Source organism: Glutamicibacter sp. NPDC087344, assembly GCF_044744225.1.
Taxonomy (GTDB): domain Bacteria; phylum Actinomycetota; class Actinomycetes; order Actinomycetales; family Micrococcaceae; genus Glutamicibacter.
The window spans coordinates 289,713-303,630 of sequence record NZ_JBIUXY010000005.1 but is presented as its reverse complement, the minus strand read 5'-3'; the positions used below and the strand labels follow the sequence as shown (position 1 = coordinate 303,630).

At 59.4% G+C, this 13,918-nt stretch carries 13 protein-coding genes; 4 read left to right on the top strand and 9 right to left on the bottom strand.

Going from position 1 to position 13,918, the window contains the following annotated elements; genetic code table 11:
• Window positions 1-126: 126 nt before the first annotated feature.
• The 3 genes from purL to purS are packed head-to-tail and all read right to left on the bottom strand — an operon-like array spanning window position 127 to window position 3,430.
• Window positions 127-2,430, bottom strand: a complete 2,304-nt coding sequence (gene purL, locus ACIOWL_RS11455; protein ID WP_400384862.1) for a phosphoribosylformylglycinamidine synthase subunit PurL — start codon at window positions 2,428-2,430, stop codon at window positions 127-129.
• Window positions 2,430-3,179 (bottom strand): phosphoribosylformylglycinamidine synthase subunit PurQ, encoded by a 750-nt coding sequence (gene purQ, locus ACIOWL_RS11450; RefSeq protein WP_400384859.1) that lies wholly within the window; start codon window positions 3,177-3,179, stop codon window positions 2,430-2,432. The genes purL and purQ overlap by 1 nt, the downstream gene beginning before the upstream one ends.
• On the bottom strand, window positions 3,179-3,430 hold the full coding sequence (gene purS / locus ACIOWL_RS11445) for a phosphoribosylformylglycinamidine synthase subunit PurS (RefSeq protein WP_400384856.1): 252 nt from the start codon (window positions 3,428-3,430) through the stop codon (window positions 3,179-3,181). Before purS ends, purQ begins: the two co-directional genes overlap by 1 nt.
• Before the next feature lie 241 nt (window positions 3,431-3,671).
• Here purS and ACIOWL_RS11440 point away from each other — a divergent pair, with 241 nt between their 5' ends.
• Window positions 3,672-4,061 (top strand): YchJ family protein, encoded by a 390-nt coding sequence (locus tag ACIOWL_RS11440; RefSeq protein ID WP_400385126.1) that lies wholly within the window; start codon window positions 3,672-3,674, stop codon window positions 4,059-4,061.
• On the opposite strand, the gene ACIOWL_RS11435 is transcribed toward ACIOWL_RS11440, so the two are convergent.
• Window positions 4,058-5,053, bottom strand: coding sequence for an ankyrin repeat domain-containing protein (locus ACIOWL_RS11435; RefSeq protein WP_400384853.1), 996 nt, complete (start codon window positions 5,051-5,053; stop codon window positions 4,058-4,060). The genes ACIOWL_RS11440 and ACIOWL_RS11435 overlap by 4 nt on opposite strands.
• Before the next feature lie 174 nt (window positions 5,054-5,227).
• Here ACIOWL_RS11435 and ACIOWL_RS11430 point away from each other — a divergent pair, with 174 nt between their 5' ends.
• Entirely contained in the window at window positions 5,228-6,358 is a 1,131-nt protein-coding gene (locus tag ACIOWL_RS11430) for a methyltransferase domain-containing protein (RefSeq protein ID WP_400384850.1), read from the top strand.
• Between the two features lie 6 nt (window positions 6,359-6,364).
• Here the strand turns inward: ACIOWL_RS11430 and ACIOWL_RS11425 are convergent, their stop codons facing one another.
• The 4 genes from ACIOWL_RS11425 to ACIOWL_RS11410 all read right to left on the bottom strand — a co-directional run bounded on the left by ACIOWL_RS11425 (window position 6,365) and on the right by ACIOWL_RS11410 (window position 10,308).
• Complete coding sequence (locus ACIOWL_RS11425) at window positions 6,365-7,942, bottom strand: cation:proton antiporter (protein ID WP_400384847.1); 1,578 nt, start codon at window positions 7,940-7,942, stop codon at window positions 6,365-6,367.
• Window positions 7,943-7,984: 42 nt separating this feature from the next.
• A complete protein-coding gene (locus tag ACIOWL_RS11420) occupies window positions 7,985-8,443 on the bottom strand; it encodes a hypothetical protein (RefSeq protein WP_400384844.1) in 459 nt (152 codons plus the stop codon).
• A 145-nt stretch (window positions 8,444-8,588) separates the two neighbouring features.
• Window positions 8,589-9,122, bottom strand: coding sequence for a hypothetical protein (locus ACIOWL_RS11415; protein ID WP_400384842.1), 534 nt, complete (start codon window positions 9,120-9,122; stop codon window positions 8,589-8,591).
• A gap of 136 nt (window positions 9,123-9,258) precedes the next feature.
• Complete coding sequence (locus ACIOWL_RS11410; RefSeq protein WP_400384839.1) at window positions 9,259-10,308, bottom strand: LysR family transcriptional regulator; 1,050 nt, start codon at window positions 10,306-10,308, stop codon at window positions 9,259-9,261.
• On the opposite strand from ACIOWL_RS11410, the gene ACIOWL_RS11405 reads away from it, so the two are divergent.
• Window positions 10,307-11,407 carry a tartrate dehydrogenase gene (locus ACIOWL_RS11405; RefSeq protein WP_400384837.1) on the top strand — a complete coding sequence of 367 codons (1,101 nt, stop codon included), beginning with the start codon at window positions 10,307-10,309 and terminating at the stop codon, window positions 11,405-11,407. The two genes, ACIOWL_RS11410 and ACIOWL_RS11405, sit on opposite strands and share 2 nt — an antisense overlap.
• Window positions 11,408-11,453: 46 nt before the next feature.
• The gene (locus ACIOWL_RS11400; protein ID WP_400384835.1) at window positions 11,454-12,770 is read left to right on the top strand and encodes a 2-hydroxycarboxylate transporter family protein; all 1,317 of its coding nucleotides are present in this window, start codon (window positions 11,454-11,456) and stop codon (window positions 12,768-12,770) included.
• 179 nt (window positions 12,771-12,949) lie between these two features.
• On the opposite strand, the gene ACIOWL_RS11395 is transcribed toward ACIOWL_RS11400, so the two are convergent.
• Entirely contained in the window at window positions 12,950-13,843 is an 894-nt protein-coding gene (locus tag ACIOWL_RS11395; RefSeq protein ID WP_400384834.1) for a 3-methyladenine DNA glycosylase, read from the bottom strand.
• Window positions 13,844-13,918 lie beyond the last annotated feature (75 nt).

Sequence of the window (13,918 nt, the reverse complement as noted above, 5' to 3'; positions counted from 1 at the left end):
CCGGCAAGTAAAAATCAGGGCTGGACTGCTCTGGGAAACCCGCGTGCCAATTAATGAGGAAACGTCGATGGCCCGACTCCCGTTGGTGGGAGCCGAGCCATCGACGTTAGATTCAGTTACCCGGGATTAGCCGAAGTACTTGATCATGGTGCCTTCGTTGGCTTCACGCAGCTCATCCACCGAGACGGTGAACTCGCCCTGAACCTCCAAGGAACCGGACTGCGCATCAACAATTCCCAAACGCGCCACGGTCACACCGCGGGCGCTGGTCATGTCGTTGAAACGAACCTCTTCGCTGCGCGGTACCGCTACCAGGGCACGGGTCTGGGATTCGGAGAACAACGCGGTGAAGCTGTCAATTCCATCACGCGACTTGATCTCGTCCAGGGCCACCCGGGCGCCCACACCGTAACGCAGAACCATTTCGGACAGTGCAGCCGCCAGGCCGCCCTCGGAAAGGTCGTGCGCCGCGTCGATCATGCCGTCGCGGCTGGCGTTGATCAGGATCGCGCCCAGGCCCTTTTCCGCTGCCAGATCTACCTTGGGCGGGGTGCCGCCCAGGTGGCCGCGCAGGTTCGCGAACTCGGAGCCGTCCAGCTCGTCGTGGGTGGTGCCGATCAGGTAGATCGCCTGGCCGTCGGCTTCGGCACGCCAACCCGAAGGGGTGCGGCGGGCTACGTCGTCGAACTTGCCCAGGGTCGCAACCACCGGGGTCGGGTGGATTGCCTTGTCGCCGGTCTGGTTGTACAGCGAGACGTTGCCGCCGGTGACCGGGACACCCAATTCCATGCAGGCATCCGACAGGCCGCGGATACCCTCGGCCAGCTGCCACATGACATCCGGATCCTCGGGGGAGCCGTAGTTCAGGCAGTCGGAAACCGCCGCCGGGATGGCACCGGAGGTGGCCACGTTGCGGTAGGACTCGGCCAGCGCCAGCTGGGCACCGAGGTACGGATCCAGGTAGGTGTAGCGGCCGTTGGCATCGGTGGCGATAGCCACGCCGAGCCCGGTGGACTCGTCGATGCGGACGACGCCGGCATCATCCGGGGCGGCCAGCGCGGTGTTGCCGCCGACGTAGCGGTCGTACTGGCGGGTGATCCAGGACTTGTCGCACAGGTTCGGGCTGGCAATCAGTTCCAGCACCGCGGCCTTGAGCTCGTCGCCGGTCGCCGGCAGGTTGGCGCCGGCGACCGAGGAGCGGAAGGTATCGGCCTGCAGCGCATCCTGCCATGAGGGGCGGGCATACGGGCGGTCGTAGACCGGACCGTCATGGGCGACGGTCTTCGGGTCGACGTCGACGATGACCTCGCCCTTCCAGGTGATGATCAAACGGTCGGTGTCGGTCACCTCGCCCAGCCACGAGTACTCGACGTTCCACTTGGCCATGACAGCCTCGAACGCCTCCACGTTTTCGGGGGTGACGACCGCCATCATGCGTTCCTGCGACTCGGACATCAGGATTTCGCCCGGGGTCAGCGTGGAGTCGCGCAGCAGCACGTCGGTCAGCTCGACCTGCATGCCGCCCTCGCCGTTGGAAGCCAGCTCACTGGTGGCGCAGGAGATGCCTGCGGCGCCCAGGTCCTGGATGCCCTCAACCAGCGAAGCCTTGAACAGCTCCAGGCAGCACTCGATGAGCACCTTCTCCGCGAACGGGTCGCCCACCTGCACGGCGGGGCGCTTGGAAGGCTTGGTGTCGTCGAAGGACTCGGAAGCCAGCACCGACGCGCCGCCGATGCCGTCGCCACCGGTGCGCGCACCGAAGAGCACAACCTTGTTGCCCACGCCGGAGGCGTTGGCCAGGCGCAGGTCCTCGTGGCGCAGGGCGCCAACGGCCAGGGCGTTAACCAGCGGGTTGCCCTGGTAGATCGGGTCGAACACGGTTTCGCCGCCGATGTTCGGCAGGCCCAGCGAGTTGCCGTAGCCGCCGATGCCGGAGACCACACCGTGCACCACACGCTGCGAATCTTCGTGGTCGATCGCGCCGAAACGCAGCGGATCCATCACGGCGATCGGGCGGGCGCCCATGGAGATGATGTCGCGCACGATGCCGCCGATGCCGGTCGCCGCGCCCTGGTAGGGCTCAACGAAGGACGGGGAGTTGTGCGACTCGATCTTGAAGGTCACGGCCCAGCCGTCGCCCAGGTCGGTGACACCGGCGTTTTCGCCCATGCCGACCATCAGGTCCTTCTTCATCTCCGGAGTCACCTTGTCGCCGAACTGGCGCAGGTGGTTTTTGGTGGACTTGTACGAGCAGTGCTCGGACCACATCACGGAGTACATGGCCAGCTCGGCCGCGGTGGGGCGGCGGCCCAAAATCTTGACGATTTCCTCGAACTCGTTGACCTTCAGGCCAAGTTCGGCCCATGGCAGCTCAACGTCCGGGGTTCCGGCGGCGTTGGCAACGGTGTCGATGTTGAATTCCTGGCTCACTACTTGCCTCCAACAAGGCTGGTCAAAACACTGGTGAAGAACGTCAGGCCGTCGGTGCCGCGGTGATCCGGGCCGAAACCGGCCTCGATGGCGTGCTCCGGGTGCGGCATGAGGCCCACCACGTTGCCCGCCGCGTTGGATACACCGGCGATCGAACGGCGTGAACCATTCGGGTTCCAGCCTACGTAGCTGAAGGCGATACGGTTTTCTGCTTCGAGCGCGTCCAGGGTTTTGTCATCGGCCACGTACTGGCCGTCCTGGTTCTTCAGCACGATGGTGATCTCCTGGCCGGCCTCGAAGCCGTTGGTCCAGGCGGTCTGGTTGTTCTCTACACGCAACAGCTGGTCGCGGCAGATGAACTTCAGGTGGTCGTTCTTGATCATCGAACCGGGCAGCAGGTGCGACTCGGTCAGGATCTGGAAACCGTTGCAAATGCCCAGCACGGGAAGTTTTGCATCCGAGTTCGCCGCGTCGACGATCTTGGACATCATCGGCGCGAAACGCGAGATGGCTCCGGCGCGCAGGTAGTCGCCGTAGGAGAACCCGCCAGGGATCACCACGGCGTCGACGTCTTGCAGGTCGGTGTCTGCGTGCCACAGCGGCACGGCCTGGGCACCGGCGGCGCGCACTGCACGTGCAGCGTCACGGTCATCGAGGGTGCCGGGGAAGGTCACCACACCGATGCGGGCACCGGACAGTTCAGCGGTTGGCGCCGAATAATCGCCAATCAGGGGAAGTTCGGTGCTCATTAGTCCGCAACAACCTCGACGTTGACAACATCTTCAATGACCGGGTTGGACAGCAGGGTTTCGGCGGCCTCGCGAGCCTGGGCCAGGATCTCATCGGTCACCTCGCCATCCACGGTGAGTTCAAAGCGTTTGCCCTGACGGACGGCCTCGAAGGAGTTGAAGCCCAGGCGGGGCAATGCTCCCGCAATGGCCTTACCCTGGGGGTCGAGGATTTCTGGCTTGAGCATGACATCTACAACGATGCGGGGCATCCGGCGTATCTCCTGTGCGCGAAGGGGTTAAATGCCACACGGAGACGTGCCGTCTCACACCAAGGGGATTTGGCGCTCCGCGAGCTTGCAGATTCAAGTCTACGTGATGCGCGGCTGGTAAAACTTACCGGTGCGGGACAAGCGCTGTTTCTCCTAGTTATTGAACATGTGATCTTAGGCTCATGGGCAGGTTTTCGGGTGTTGCGCGTAAGCTGGATGGGTGAAATTCTCTGCAGACAGCATGTGCCCATGCCGTGTACTTGATACCGAGCAACCTGGCTACAGCCGGTGTTGCCAGCCGTTTCATCTGGGCAGGGCCAGCGGTTCGCCAGTGCCGGACACGGCCGAAGAGCTGATGCGTTCACGTTATAGCGCGTTTGTGCTGGGCCTGAGCGACTACCTCTTGCGCACCTGGCACGAAACCACCCGCCCGGCGGATCTTGAGCTTGATCAGCAGACGCGTTGGGAAGGGCTTGTCATCGATTCGACCCGCTCCGGCGGGGCAACGGCGAACCGCGGGGTGGTGGAGTTCACCGCGCACTACTCCCAAGCGGGCCTCGGCGGCCAACAGCATGAGGTGAGTACGTTTGTTCGGGAAAACGGGGCCTGGTTTTACCTGGACGCCCTTTAATGGCGGCTTGCCGTGGTGAGCATGTTCAGCATTTGAGTCTGCTCGCGTTCCTTGGCCAGTTCAAAGGCGTCCGAGCCGGTCTGGTCCTTCAGGTTCGGGTTGGCGCCGTGGGTCACCAGCAACCGGGCAATGGTGATTGAATTCGCGGTCCCCTGGCCCAGCACGATGGTTTCATGCAACGCGGTCCAGCCCAGATCATTAACGTGATCAACCGGGATATCGGTTTTCAGCAGCACCCGGACCGACCCGACTTGGCCGTTTTCCGATGCCACCGACAATGCGGTGCCGCCGACGCGGTTGGTTGAGTGGGTATCCGCACCGTGCTCCAAAAACAGCGTTAGCGCGTTGACCATGCCCGAAGCGCTGGCGCGCAGGAAGGGAGACTCTTGGTAGTCGTCCTTGGTGTTGGGGTCCGCGCCGGCATCCAGCAGCTGCTTGATGATTGCCGCGTTGCCGGTGATCACCGCGCGCATCAGGGGTGTGCGCCCGGAGGAATCGGTGGCGCTCACATCAGATCCGGCCTTCAGCGCCTTGCCTACGGCATCGGACTTGTTCTCTTGGATGGCTTTGAACAGGGCCGTGGTTGATTTGGAGTAGCTCGGGCTCGACGAGGGAAGCACATTCAACGTTGCCCCCGAGGCGGCCCCGGAAGACAACGGCGAGAGGGTTGCCGGGGCAAGTGTTGCGGACGTTGGTGCGGTGTCTTGCGCGCTCGCACTGCTGGGTGTTGCCGCGTCAGTTGTCGTTTCAGTGGTGCTGGTTGCAGTCGATGAGCTGCTGGTACCGGCCGGAAGTGAAGAAGTCGTTGGCGCTTGAGCTTGGACACTGGGCGCGGTGGACTGCGCAGAAGCCACTGGTTGGCTTGCCAGGGTGCTCTCAGCCTGCGGGGTCGAAGGGCCGCACGCCGTGCAGGTTCCAAGAACCGCGGCGAGGGGAAGGGCCAGCAAAGCCAAACCACGCGGAGTTGTGGTGAGCTCGGTACGAAGTGACATCGTTCCTTTCGCGGTCCGCAAACCTCTTGTCCCCGATTAACGGCAACAAACACTGCTCGAAAACTAATTGATCTGAAATTGAGCTTAGCGTCCGAAGCTGAAAATTTACGGGCAATCCGCGTCAAGAACTCTTGGCGTTCAGGCACCGGGTTCTTCGCTAAAATCGTAGGCACCATGGAATGCCTTTATTTCTCCGCCGAACGCTGCCGATCCTGCTCCTTGATGACGGTGCCTTATGTCCGCCAACTGCAGTCGAAGGTGGATCACTGCCAGCAGCTGCTCTCCGATTTCGGGCAGCTCACATTCCTGCCTGCCCAGCCCAGCCCCGAACACGGCTTTCGGAACAAGGCCAAGATGGTGATCTCAGGTACCACCCAGAATCCCACCATCGGCATCTTGGACGCCGACGGCCACGGTGTTGACCTGCGCAATTGCGGTGTCATCGATCCTGCCCTGCGGGCCATGTTTCCGATCATCGAACGCACCATCCATGAGCTGAAACTGATTCCCTATGACGTTCCCAAACGCAAGGGCGAAGTGAAACATGTGATCTTGACGCTCTCGGATACCGGGGCGATCATGGTGCGCTGGGTGTTGCGCACCAAAAAACACTTTGTGGCCCTGCGTAATTCGCTGCCCGAGTTTGTGGGCAAGCTGCCGCCGGGCTCGGTGGTATCGGTGAATTTCCTCCCCGAGCACAAGGCGGTGTTGGAGGGCGAAGAGGAGATCATCCTCACCCGGCGCACCACACTGCAGTTCGAGCTCAACGGCATCCCCATGCATCTGCGCCCCCAGGGATTTTTCCAAACCAATACCCAGATCGCCGCCGCGCTGTACCGCCAGGCCCGGCAGTGGATTAATGACGTGAACCCGGAGAGCATCTGGGACTTGTATAGCGGGGTTGGCGGGTTCGCGTTGCACTGCGCCGGTGAAGGCCGGAGTGTCCACGGGATTGAAACCAGCGCCGAGGCAGTTGAGGCGGCCGCCACCAGCGCGCGCAGCCTGGGCATGGAAGGTGTCGAGTTTATTGCGGGGGATGCCACCGACTACGCGCTCACCGCAGGATGGGCCCCTGACGCGGTGATCGTTAATCCACCGCGTCGCGGCATTTCCGCCGACCTGGCGCAGTGGCTGAACACCTCGGATGCGGAGCACCTGATCTATTCCAGCTGCAACGCCGAATCCTTGGCCCGGGATCTGAAGCGGCTGGACCAGTTCACCCCGCAGCTTGCCCGGGTGATGGACATGTTCCCGCAGACCGATCACTATGAGGTGATCGTCAAACTTCAACGCACCGCGGCCTAGGATCGGCTACCGGTCAAGGGTCGCGGTACGCCGGTCCAGACGGCCCATGATCTCGTCCACCAGGTGCGGGTCGACGTTCGGTTCGCGCCGCGCCTTGAGCAGCTCGGCGCGGGCCGCCTGCAGGGCGATCGCCTGAATGGCATCCGCCTTGGCGATCACCGCACGAATCTGGGTGTACTTCTCGTCGGTGATCGCATCGTGCGGATCCGGGTCGGTGGATAAGATGGTGTGCAGCGAATTCATGCGTCGGCGCACCGCCTGCTGGTAATTCTCCGGAAGATCCTGCAGTTCCAGGTTCTTCTTGAGGGGCGCGATGGCTACCGCCTCGGCCCGGCGGGCCAGCGCCCGGCGGGCACGCTTGGTATCCTGCTCGTTGCCGCGCAGTTTCAGCACCCGCATCAGCGCCGGCAACGTCAGCCCCGGGATCACCAAAGTCATCAGCAGCACCGAGCAGGCGGCAACCACCACAAAGTTGCGTCCCTCGATCTCGGTGCCGTCGGCGGCGACCTTGGGCAATGCCAGTGCCAGCGCCAACGTGGCCAAACCGCGCATGCCGCACCAGGTGAGCACCAGGGTGTCCTTGGCCGCTGAAATCTTGCGGTTCTTGCGGTTGGGCAGGTAATAGGTGCCGAACATCCACAGCGCGCGCACGCCGATCACCACCACACAGATCGCGATGATTCCCGGGATGAATCCCAGCAGGTTGCTTCCCTCCTCCTGGATGACGGAGTTCATCTCGATACCCATCAGGCCGAAAGCCAGACCGGTGGCGAGCATCTCCAGCACTTCCCAGAACGCGTGGCGGGTTAAGCGCTCCTGCGAATCCTGCGGGCGGTCGCGCCGGACCATCTCCAAGGCGGTGACCACCACGGCGATCACACCCGAGACATGGATCTCCTCTGCCAGCATGTACACCGCGTAGGGCGCAACAAGTGTCGCCGCGCAACGGGCGGCGAGGTTTGGCACAAAACGGTTCAACGCACCGATCAGCCAGCCCATGCCCAGGCCCAAGATGACCGCCCCGGCGGCGCCGATGAGGAACTGCGGAATGATCTCCAAACCGACTTCGGATTGGTTCACCGTCGCCTGCACGGCCAACTGGAAAATCACGATCGCCATGGCGTCGTTGAACAGGCCTTCGGTTTCCAACAGGGACGTCAACCGGCGGGGCATTTTCACCTTGGTGGCAATGGCGTCCACCGCCACCGGGTCAGGTGGGGCGACCACCGCGCCGAGCGCCAAAGCCAGCGGGATCGAGACGATGGGGGAGAACGCCCAAGCGGTCGCCGCCACCAAGCCGGCGGTGACCACAATCAGGATCACCGCCAGTCGAATCAGCGCTTTCCAGCGGAACCTGAAGACCGACCAGCTGCTGCGTTGCGCCGTTGCGAACAACAACGGCGGCAGGAAGATCGGCAAGATCAATTCCGGTTCAATATGCATTTCCGGCATAAAGGGGAGAAACCCTGCAAGCGTTGCGAAAATGAGCATCAAAATGGGATAGGGGAGCTTTATTCGCTCACCAATACCCACAATCAAAATTGTGGCGAACAATAGCGCGATAACCAGCAGGAAGAACTCCATAGTCTTTCAAGTCTAGTGCTTAACGCTGCTGGATCAGGGGAATTAGTCGTTGTTTGACGCGTCGCCAATCAATGGCGCCGCATTGTCCCAATCGCCAATGGCGCATCCGTTGTGGCGGTCGAAGCTGGTGTTGACGGTTTTCCCGTTCAATGTGCCGGTCACTTCCGCGGTGTTAGGTCCTCCGTAGATTTCGGTGCACATGCGGTTGGGATCAGCCGGCTCGGTGAGGATCGAGGGTTGCGCAACCAGCAACTCGCAGGCGGCCTTCGCAGTTGGCAGCGTGCTGCCCTCGAGCACCTGGTCCGCGTTGCAGAGCAGGCGGTATTCGTGCGACACACTTTTCCCGTCGTCACGGATGACGATGTTCAGATCCGCGCTGGGCGTCGAGGCTTCCGGGGCAGAACAGCCGGTCAAAAACGAACCCGCTATCCCCATCACGACGAGCACGGTTAGTGGGCCGGTAACTGCGGTCCGCCGGCGAGTAAACAGCACAGGTTTCATGGGTTCATTCTCCACCTGTACGAGCTGACATAGCTAGAGAAGAACGACTGGGTGTTGGCTGCGCGTCGAAACAGGAGCGGACGGCGGATGCTGGGGTATCACCTATCGGAGGTTCCCCAGCCCCGGATTCCCGGATATGAAGCTACTACTGGGATAACTTCCACGCGGGCAGCTGGTTGCGCAGTAAATCAATAAACTGCATTGCCTGGCTTTCGTCGGTACCGATGTTTTCTTCGACCCATGAGTAGTAGCGGTGAGCCTCACTCAGCATTCCTGGAACAAAGTCGTGTGGATCAACGAGGCTCGTCTGCTGGTGAACAGTGAAAAGTGTCGATCGCCCCTTCGTAACCAAGCGAAGTGGCACTGGCTGGCCGGGAAACAGCCTTTCGGCTGATCCCTTGCGCATGAATTCCTCGATCAGTTCAATCAGCTCAAACCAGATTCCAGTAACTTCATCCCACAGATCTGCCGAAATCAACTCGATACCGTAGTGGGACAGTGACAGAAAACCTTCGCTGCCGTAGGGATTCGTATTCAAGCGGCTCCTCCACATGGCAGCTGCACGTTGTGGATCACCGAACATGCTGACCAGATACTTGTCTGGATTATTGACGAAATCGTCAAGATTTGTGACCGTGTGTGGAATCAAAATGTACGGTTCACTCCGAACAGCTTGCATAGTTTGTCCTTTCATCCCATCTTGACTCTTAGCGGGGCAGCGACGGTCGTCGCGATCCGTTGTGATGATGACGGTGACTTACGCCAGGGAGCAGGTGCTGGCTCCTGAGCTGGATGTTGGATACTTCGAATGATGTTCATCCTGAGTGGTCAAACATGCGCTCGGGCAGGTGCTTCTCGAGGAAGTCTAGGAAGGCCGTGACTCGACGAGGTAATTGGCCGTCAGACGTGTAGAGGGCGAAGACGTTGGCTTCTGGTGTTGGGATATCGGGCAGCACTTGCTGCAGTAGACCTCGTTTAATCAGGGGATCGACATGCCAGGCCGAGCGCATGATGAGTCCGTGTCCTTGCATGCACCAATCGGTGACGATCTCGCCATCGTCGCTGATCATATTCCCGGATACCCTGACAAACCGCTCTCCGGATTCTCCGAACCTCCAAAGTGCGTAGTCATTGCTGTTTTCTCGTAGAACAATGCAGTTGTGACTCTCCAAATCAACCAGATCTTCTGGTGCGGGATGTTGTTGTAAGTATTCGGGGGAGGCGCAGACAATACGCCGGTTCCTCGCGACGAGTCGAGCCTTCAAACGGGAGTCGTTCAGCGCGCCGACTCGAATTGCAACATCAAAAGTCGGGTTGGCTAGATTCAAGGGAAGTGGTGAGAGTTCCAGGTCGATCTCTACCGTCGGGTGTTTGATCAAGAACTCGCTGAGCAGCGGAGCAATGTGCGAACGGCCAAATCCGGGTGTGGAATGCACTCGGATTCGCCCCTGCAAATTGCCATGTTGGTAGAACAAGGAATCTTCCAGGTCCAGTTTCTGACGGAGCAGGTGCTTGATTCCTGCCGCGTATTGCGATCCTTCTTCGGTGAGTGAAAGCCTGCGGGTACTGCGGCGAACTAGCTGTGCTCCCAAGCGCTCCTCAAGGTGGGAAAGCCGCTTGCTGACCGCGGATACCGACTTACCCCATGCCCTGGCAGCCTCGGTCAAGCTCGCGCTTCGCGCAATCTGATCAAAAAACTCCATGTCATCTATGGAAGCGAGATCCATCCTCATTCCTTTCGTCTCACGAAAGAAGACATTGCGCATTTGCCTCTTTCTGCTCTTCTTTTTGTCCAATACTGTTTTGTGATGGGCGTCATAAGCAAATCGGCAAAGGCCCCGATGAAACAGAATGGGGAGTTCCATGACTCGAATTCATAAAATTGCGTCGATCGCAGGCGACGGCATCGGCCAGGAAGTTGTGCCTGAAGGGCTGCGTGCACTTGAGGTTGCTTCGGAGGCATTCGGCTTCAAACTGGAGGTCACCGAGTTCGACTATGCCAATGCTGACTATTACAAAAAGCATGGTCAGATGATGCCGGACAACTGGGAAAATCAGCTTTCCACCCAAGACGCGATCTTCTTCGGAGCTGTTGGCTGGCCGGATGTCGTCCCCGACCATATTTCGCTCTGGGGCAGCTTGCTGCAATTCCGTCGAAAGTTTGATCAGTATGTCAGCCTCAGGCCGGTCAAACTCCTTGAAGGCATGGAATCTCCGCTGGCGAATCGAAAGCCAGGAGAAGTCGACTTCTACGTTGTCCGTGAGAACACCGAGGGTGAGTATTCGTCGGTGGGCGGCAAACTCTTCGAAGGCACCGAGCGAGAAGTTGTTATGCAGGAAACCGTGATGACTCGGATCGGTGTTGACCGTATCCTCAAGTACGCATTCGAACTGGCGCAACGTCGTGGCAAGAACCATCTGACATCAGCAACCAAATCGAACGGTATCTCAATTTCGATGCCTTACTGGGATGAACGTGTTGCTGAAATGTCTAATCAATACCCCAATATCGACGTGGACAAGTTCCACATTGATATCCTCACCGCGAACTTTGTGTTGCATCCAGATTGGTTCGATGTGGTTGTCGCCTCGAACTTGTTCGGAGACATCCTTTCCGACCTTGGCCCTGCCTGTACCGGAACCATTGGTATTGCACCGAGCGGAAACATCAATCCTGAGCTCAGGTTCCCGTCCTTGTTTGAACCGGTGCATGGATCTGCTCCAGATATCGCAGGTAAGGGGATCGCCAACCCTATCGGTCAGATCTGGTGCGTCGCCATGATGCTTGAGCACTTGGGCGAATTTGAGGCCGCCAAAGCGGTCCAAAAGGGATTCGAAAATATTATCGCCCGCGGAGATAAGAGTTTGCTGACTCCCGACTTGGGTGGCTCGGCAACCACCGAAATTCTCGGACGTGCTATTTCCGATGAGATTCGTGCCCTTGCGTTGCAGCCGGTCCTCTAGCTTCCACTAAGCCACTTGAGTTTTTGAAATCAGCGAAGGAGCTGACATGGAACTGCAAACAGGTACTACCCCCGCGGTGAAACCCGCAGCACGATTCCAGCTTGGAGGCGTGCCACTGCTGGCGCCCGTAATTTTGACGCTAGCCGTCCTAATTGCCGGCGTTGTCGGAGCCATCCCCGTCAACATGATCGGTGGCTTAGCAGTCATTACTTCATTGGGAATGCTGCTCGGGCCATTCGGTAACTGGCTGCCGATTATTAACAAGATCGGTGGTGGTGCGCTGGTGTGCCTGCTTGTGCCTTCCATCTTGGTTTATTTGGGTGTTTTCAGCCAGAACATGCTTGATGCCGCTCATGCGCTCATGAAAGATGCCAATTTCTTGTATTTCGTCATTGCCACGTTGGTTGTTGGCAGCATCCTCGGCATGCAACGAACCACGATGCTACGAGGTTTGGTTAAGGTATTCCCACCATTGATCGTTGGCACGATCGCAGCGGTTTTGGTGGGCGTTGGCGTGGCGATGCTTTTCGGATACAGCTTCGAGCGCGCGCTGTTCTATATCGTGGTCCCGATCATTGGTGGCGGGATCGGCGAAGGCATCATTCCTCTATCAGCGGCTTACTCAAACGTCTTGGGTGGAGAACCTGACGGCTTCATAGCGCAATTAATCCCTGCAGCGGTTATCGGCAACATCGTGGCAATCATCATGGCCGGAGTTCTGCGCAAGTTGGGCGACGCCAAAACTGCGCTGGATGGTGGCGGCCGGCTGGTCAAGCCTAAACCAGGAGAAAAAGTAGATTCAGACGAAGCCGAACTGGAAGCTGACTGCCAACCGAACTATGCCATGGGTTTTTTGCTCATCACCGGTTTGTACGTCATAGCCTGTTTGGGTGAACCGTATCTGCATCTACCGGCACCGGTATTGGTCATCGTTTTTGCTGTGATTGCCAAAGTCACTGGGATCGTTCCGCGAAGTGTTGAGAACGCCGGGCGAGGTGTCTACAACATTGTTTCCAAGCACCTGATCTATCCAACAATGATCGGTCTTGGCATGTTGTATGTGCCATTGGAAGACGTGGTTGGTGTACTTTCGTTTGGCTATGTCCTAACGTGCATCGCGGTGGTGCTTTCAATGGCCGCCAGCGGATTCTTTGTAGGAAAAATGCTTGGTATGTATCCGGTGGACGCTTCCTTGGTAACGATCTGCCATAGCGGATTGGGTGGAACCGGCGATGTGGCGATCTTGTCAGCTTCGAACCGTATGAACATGATGCCGTTCGCTCAGATTTCTACGCGTATTGGTGGAGTTACCACTGTTATTTCGGCCTCGGCGCTCATTCACCTCACGGCGGGTGGCTCGTAGTCTGAGCAAAAAACTCGGAACTACGCTGTTGGCGCCTTGTAGTTCCGATACTTGAGCCCTGCACGGTGAGACGATTTCACCGGGCAGGGCTCGAACTTTTTAAGTGGCGCGCCACGAAAGTAGTGAATCGTAGCCTGGTCACGGGTTACGCCGGTGATCAGAGATCGTCCGGCAAATACTTATTCGGGCAAGACCAGAGCGTTAGCCACCTCTAGCAACCGGGCGCGCAAAACATCCGCCCGCTGGGCGAACTGTTTTTGCTGGCGCACGTAGTCTGCCTTGCCCTCGGGGGTTTCGATGCGGATCGGGTCGTGGCCCCAATCGCCTAGATCGTAGGGGGATGCCTGCATGTCCATGGTGCGGATATCCCACGCCAGTTCGAAGCAATCCATCACCAGATCGCTTGGCACCGCCGGGGTGAGCTTGTAGGCCCACTTGTAGAGGTCCATATTGGCATGCAGGCACGCTGGTTGTTCCAGGTCGCGCTGGGTTTCCCGGGTGGGTTGCAGTTCGTTGAGCGGCGTAGCTTGCGGGGTGTAAAAACGAAACGCGTCGAAGTGGGTGCAGCGAATTTTGTGGGATTCCACCACCTCATCGGTGCCGGCGGCCCCCAAACGCAAGGGGAGGTATTCATGGCGGATGCCGTTGACCTCCGACTTGTAGGCCATGGCCCACTCATGCAGGCCGAAGCAGGCGAAGTTGCCCGGGCGTTGCACCGTCCCGGCAAGGATGATCCGGGCGAACCTGATCGCCTCGGCCCGTGCCTGCCCAAAAGCATCGGCATCAAAACCCAAGCCGGTTCCGGTTGCGGTGGGCACCTGCTGGTAGAACTTCCAGTTCTTGCGTTCGGCAGCCTCGGCGCCGGAGAGCACCACCCCGGCACCCGGGTGCCAGCGGTAGAGCTGCCCGGGTTTTTGGGTGTAGTAGGTGAACAGGAAATCTTCGATCGGGTGTTTGCGCCCCTTCATCCGCCGCGCCACAAAAGGTTCGCCAAACGCGCGGGCGCGCTGTTCATGAGCGGCCTGCAGCGGCATCCATTCGGTCGGCGACAGGACCTCGAGCGTTAGGGGCATGGCTCAATTATCCGAGATCCTGCGGGGCAACTCCACCTTTGGTACGCCAGTTCACACACCGGGTGCTCCGGTGCG

Coding starts and splice junctions, on each gene's coding strand:
- ACIOWL_RS11395 (WP_400384834.1), bottom strand. CDS start 13,843: ATGCCCCTAACGCTCGAGGTCCTGTCGCCGACCGAATGGATGCCGCTG.
- ACIOWL_RS11405 (WP_400384837.1), top strand. CDS start 10,307: ATGACTCGAATTCATAAAATTGCGTCGATCGCAGGCGACGGCATCGGC.
- purQ (WP_400384859.1), bottom strand. CDS start 3,179: ATGAGCACCGAACTTCCCCTGATTGGCGATTATTCGGCGCCAACCGCT.
- purS (WP_400384856.1), bottom strand. CDS start 3,430: ATGCCCCGCATCGTTGTAGATGTCATGCTCAAGCCAGAAATCCTCGAC.
- ACIOWL_RS11415 (WP_400384842.1), bottom strand. CDS start 9,122: ATGCAAGCTGTTCGGAGTGAACCGTACATTTTGATTCCACACACGGTC.
- ACIOWL_RS11410 (WP_400384839.1), bottom strand. CDS start 10,308: ATGGAACTCCCCATTCTGTTTCATCGGGGCCTTTGCCGATTTGCTTAT.
- ACIOWL_RS11420 (WP_400384844.1), bottom strand. CDS start 8,443: ATGAAACCTGTGCTGTTTACTCGCCGGCGGACCGCAGTTACCGGCCCA.
- ACIOWL_RS11425 (WP_400384847.1), bottom strand. CDS start 7,942: ATGGAGTTCTTCCTGCTGGTTATCGCGCTATTGTTCGCCACAATTTTG.
- ACIOWL_RS11400 (WP_400384835.1), top strand. CDS start 11,454: ATGGAACTGCAAACAGGTACTACCCCCGCGGTGAAACCCGCAGCACGA.
- ACIOWL_RS11440 (WP_400385126.1), top strand. CDS start 3,672: ATGTGCCCATGCCGTGTACTTGATACCGAGCAACCTGGCTACAGCCGG.
- ACIOWL_RS11430 (WP_400384850.1), top strand. CDS start 5,228: ATGGAATGCCTTTATTTCTCCGCCGAACGCTGCCGATCCTGCTCCTTG.
- ACIOWL_RS11435 (WP_400384853.1), bottom strand. CDS start 5,053: ATGTCACTTCGTACCGAGCTCACCACAACTCCGCGTGGTTTGGCTTTG.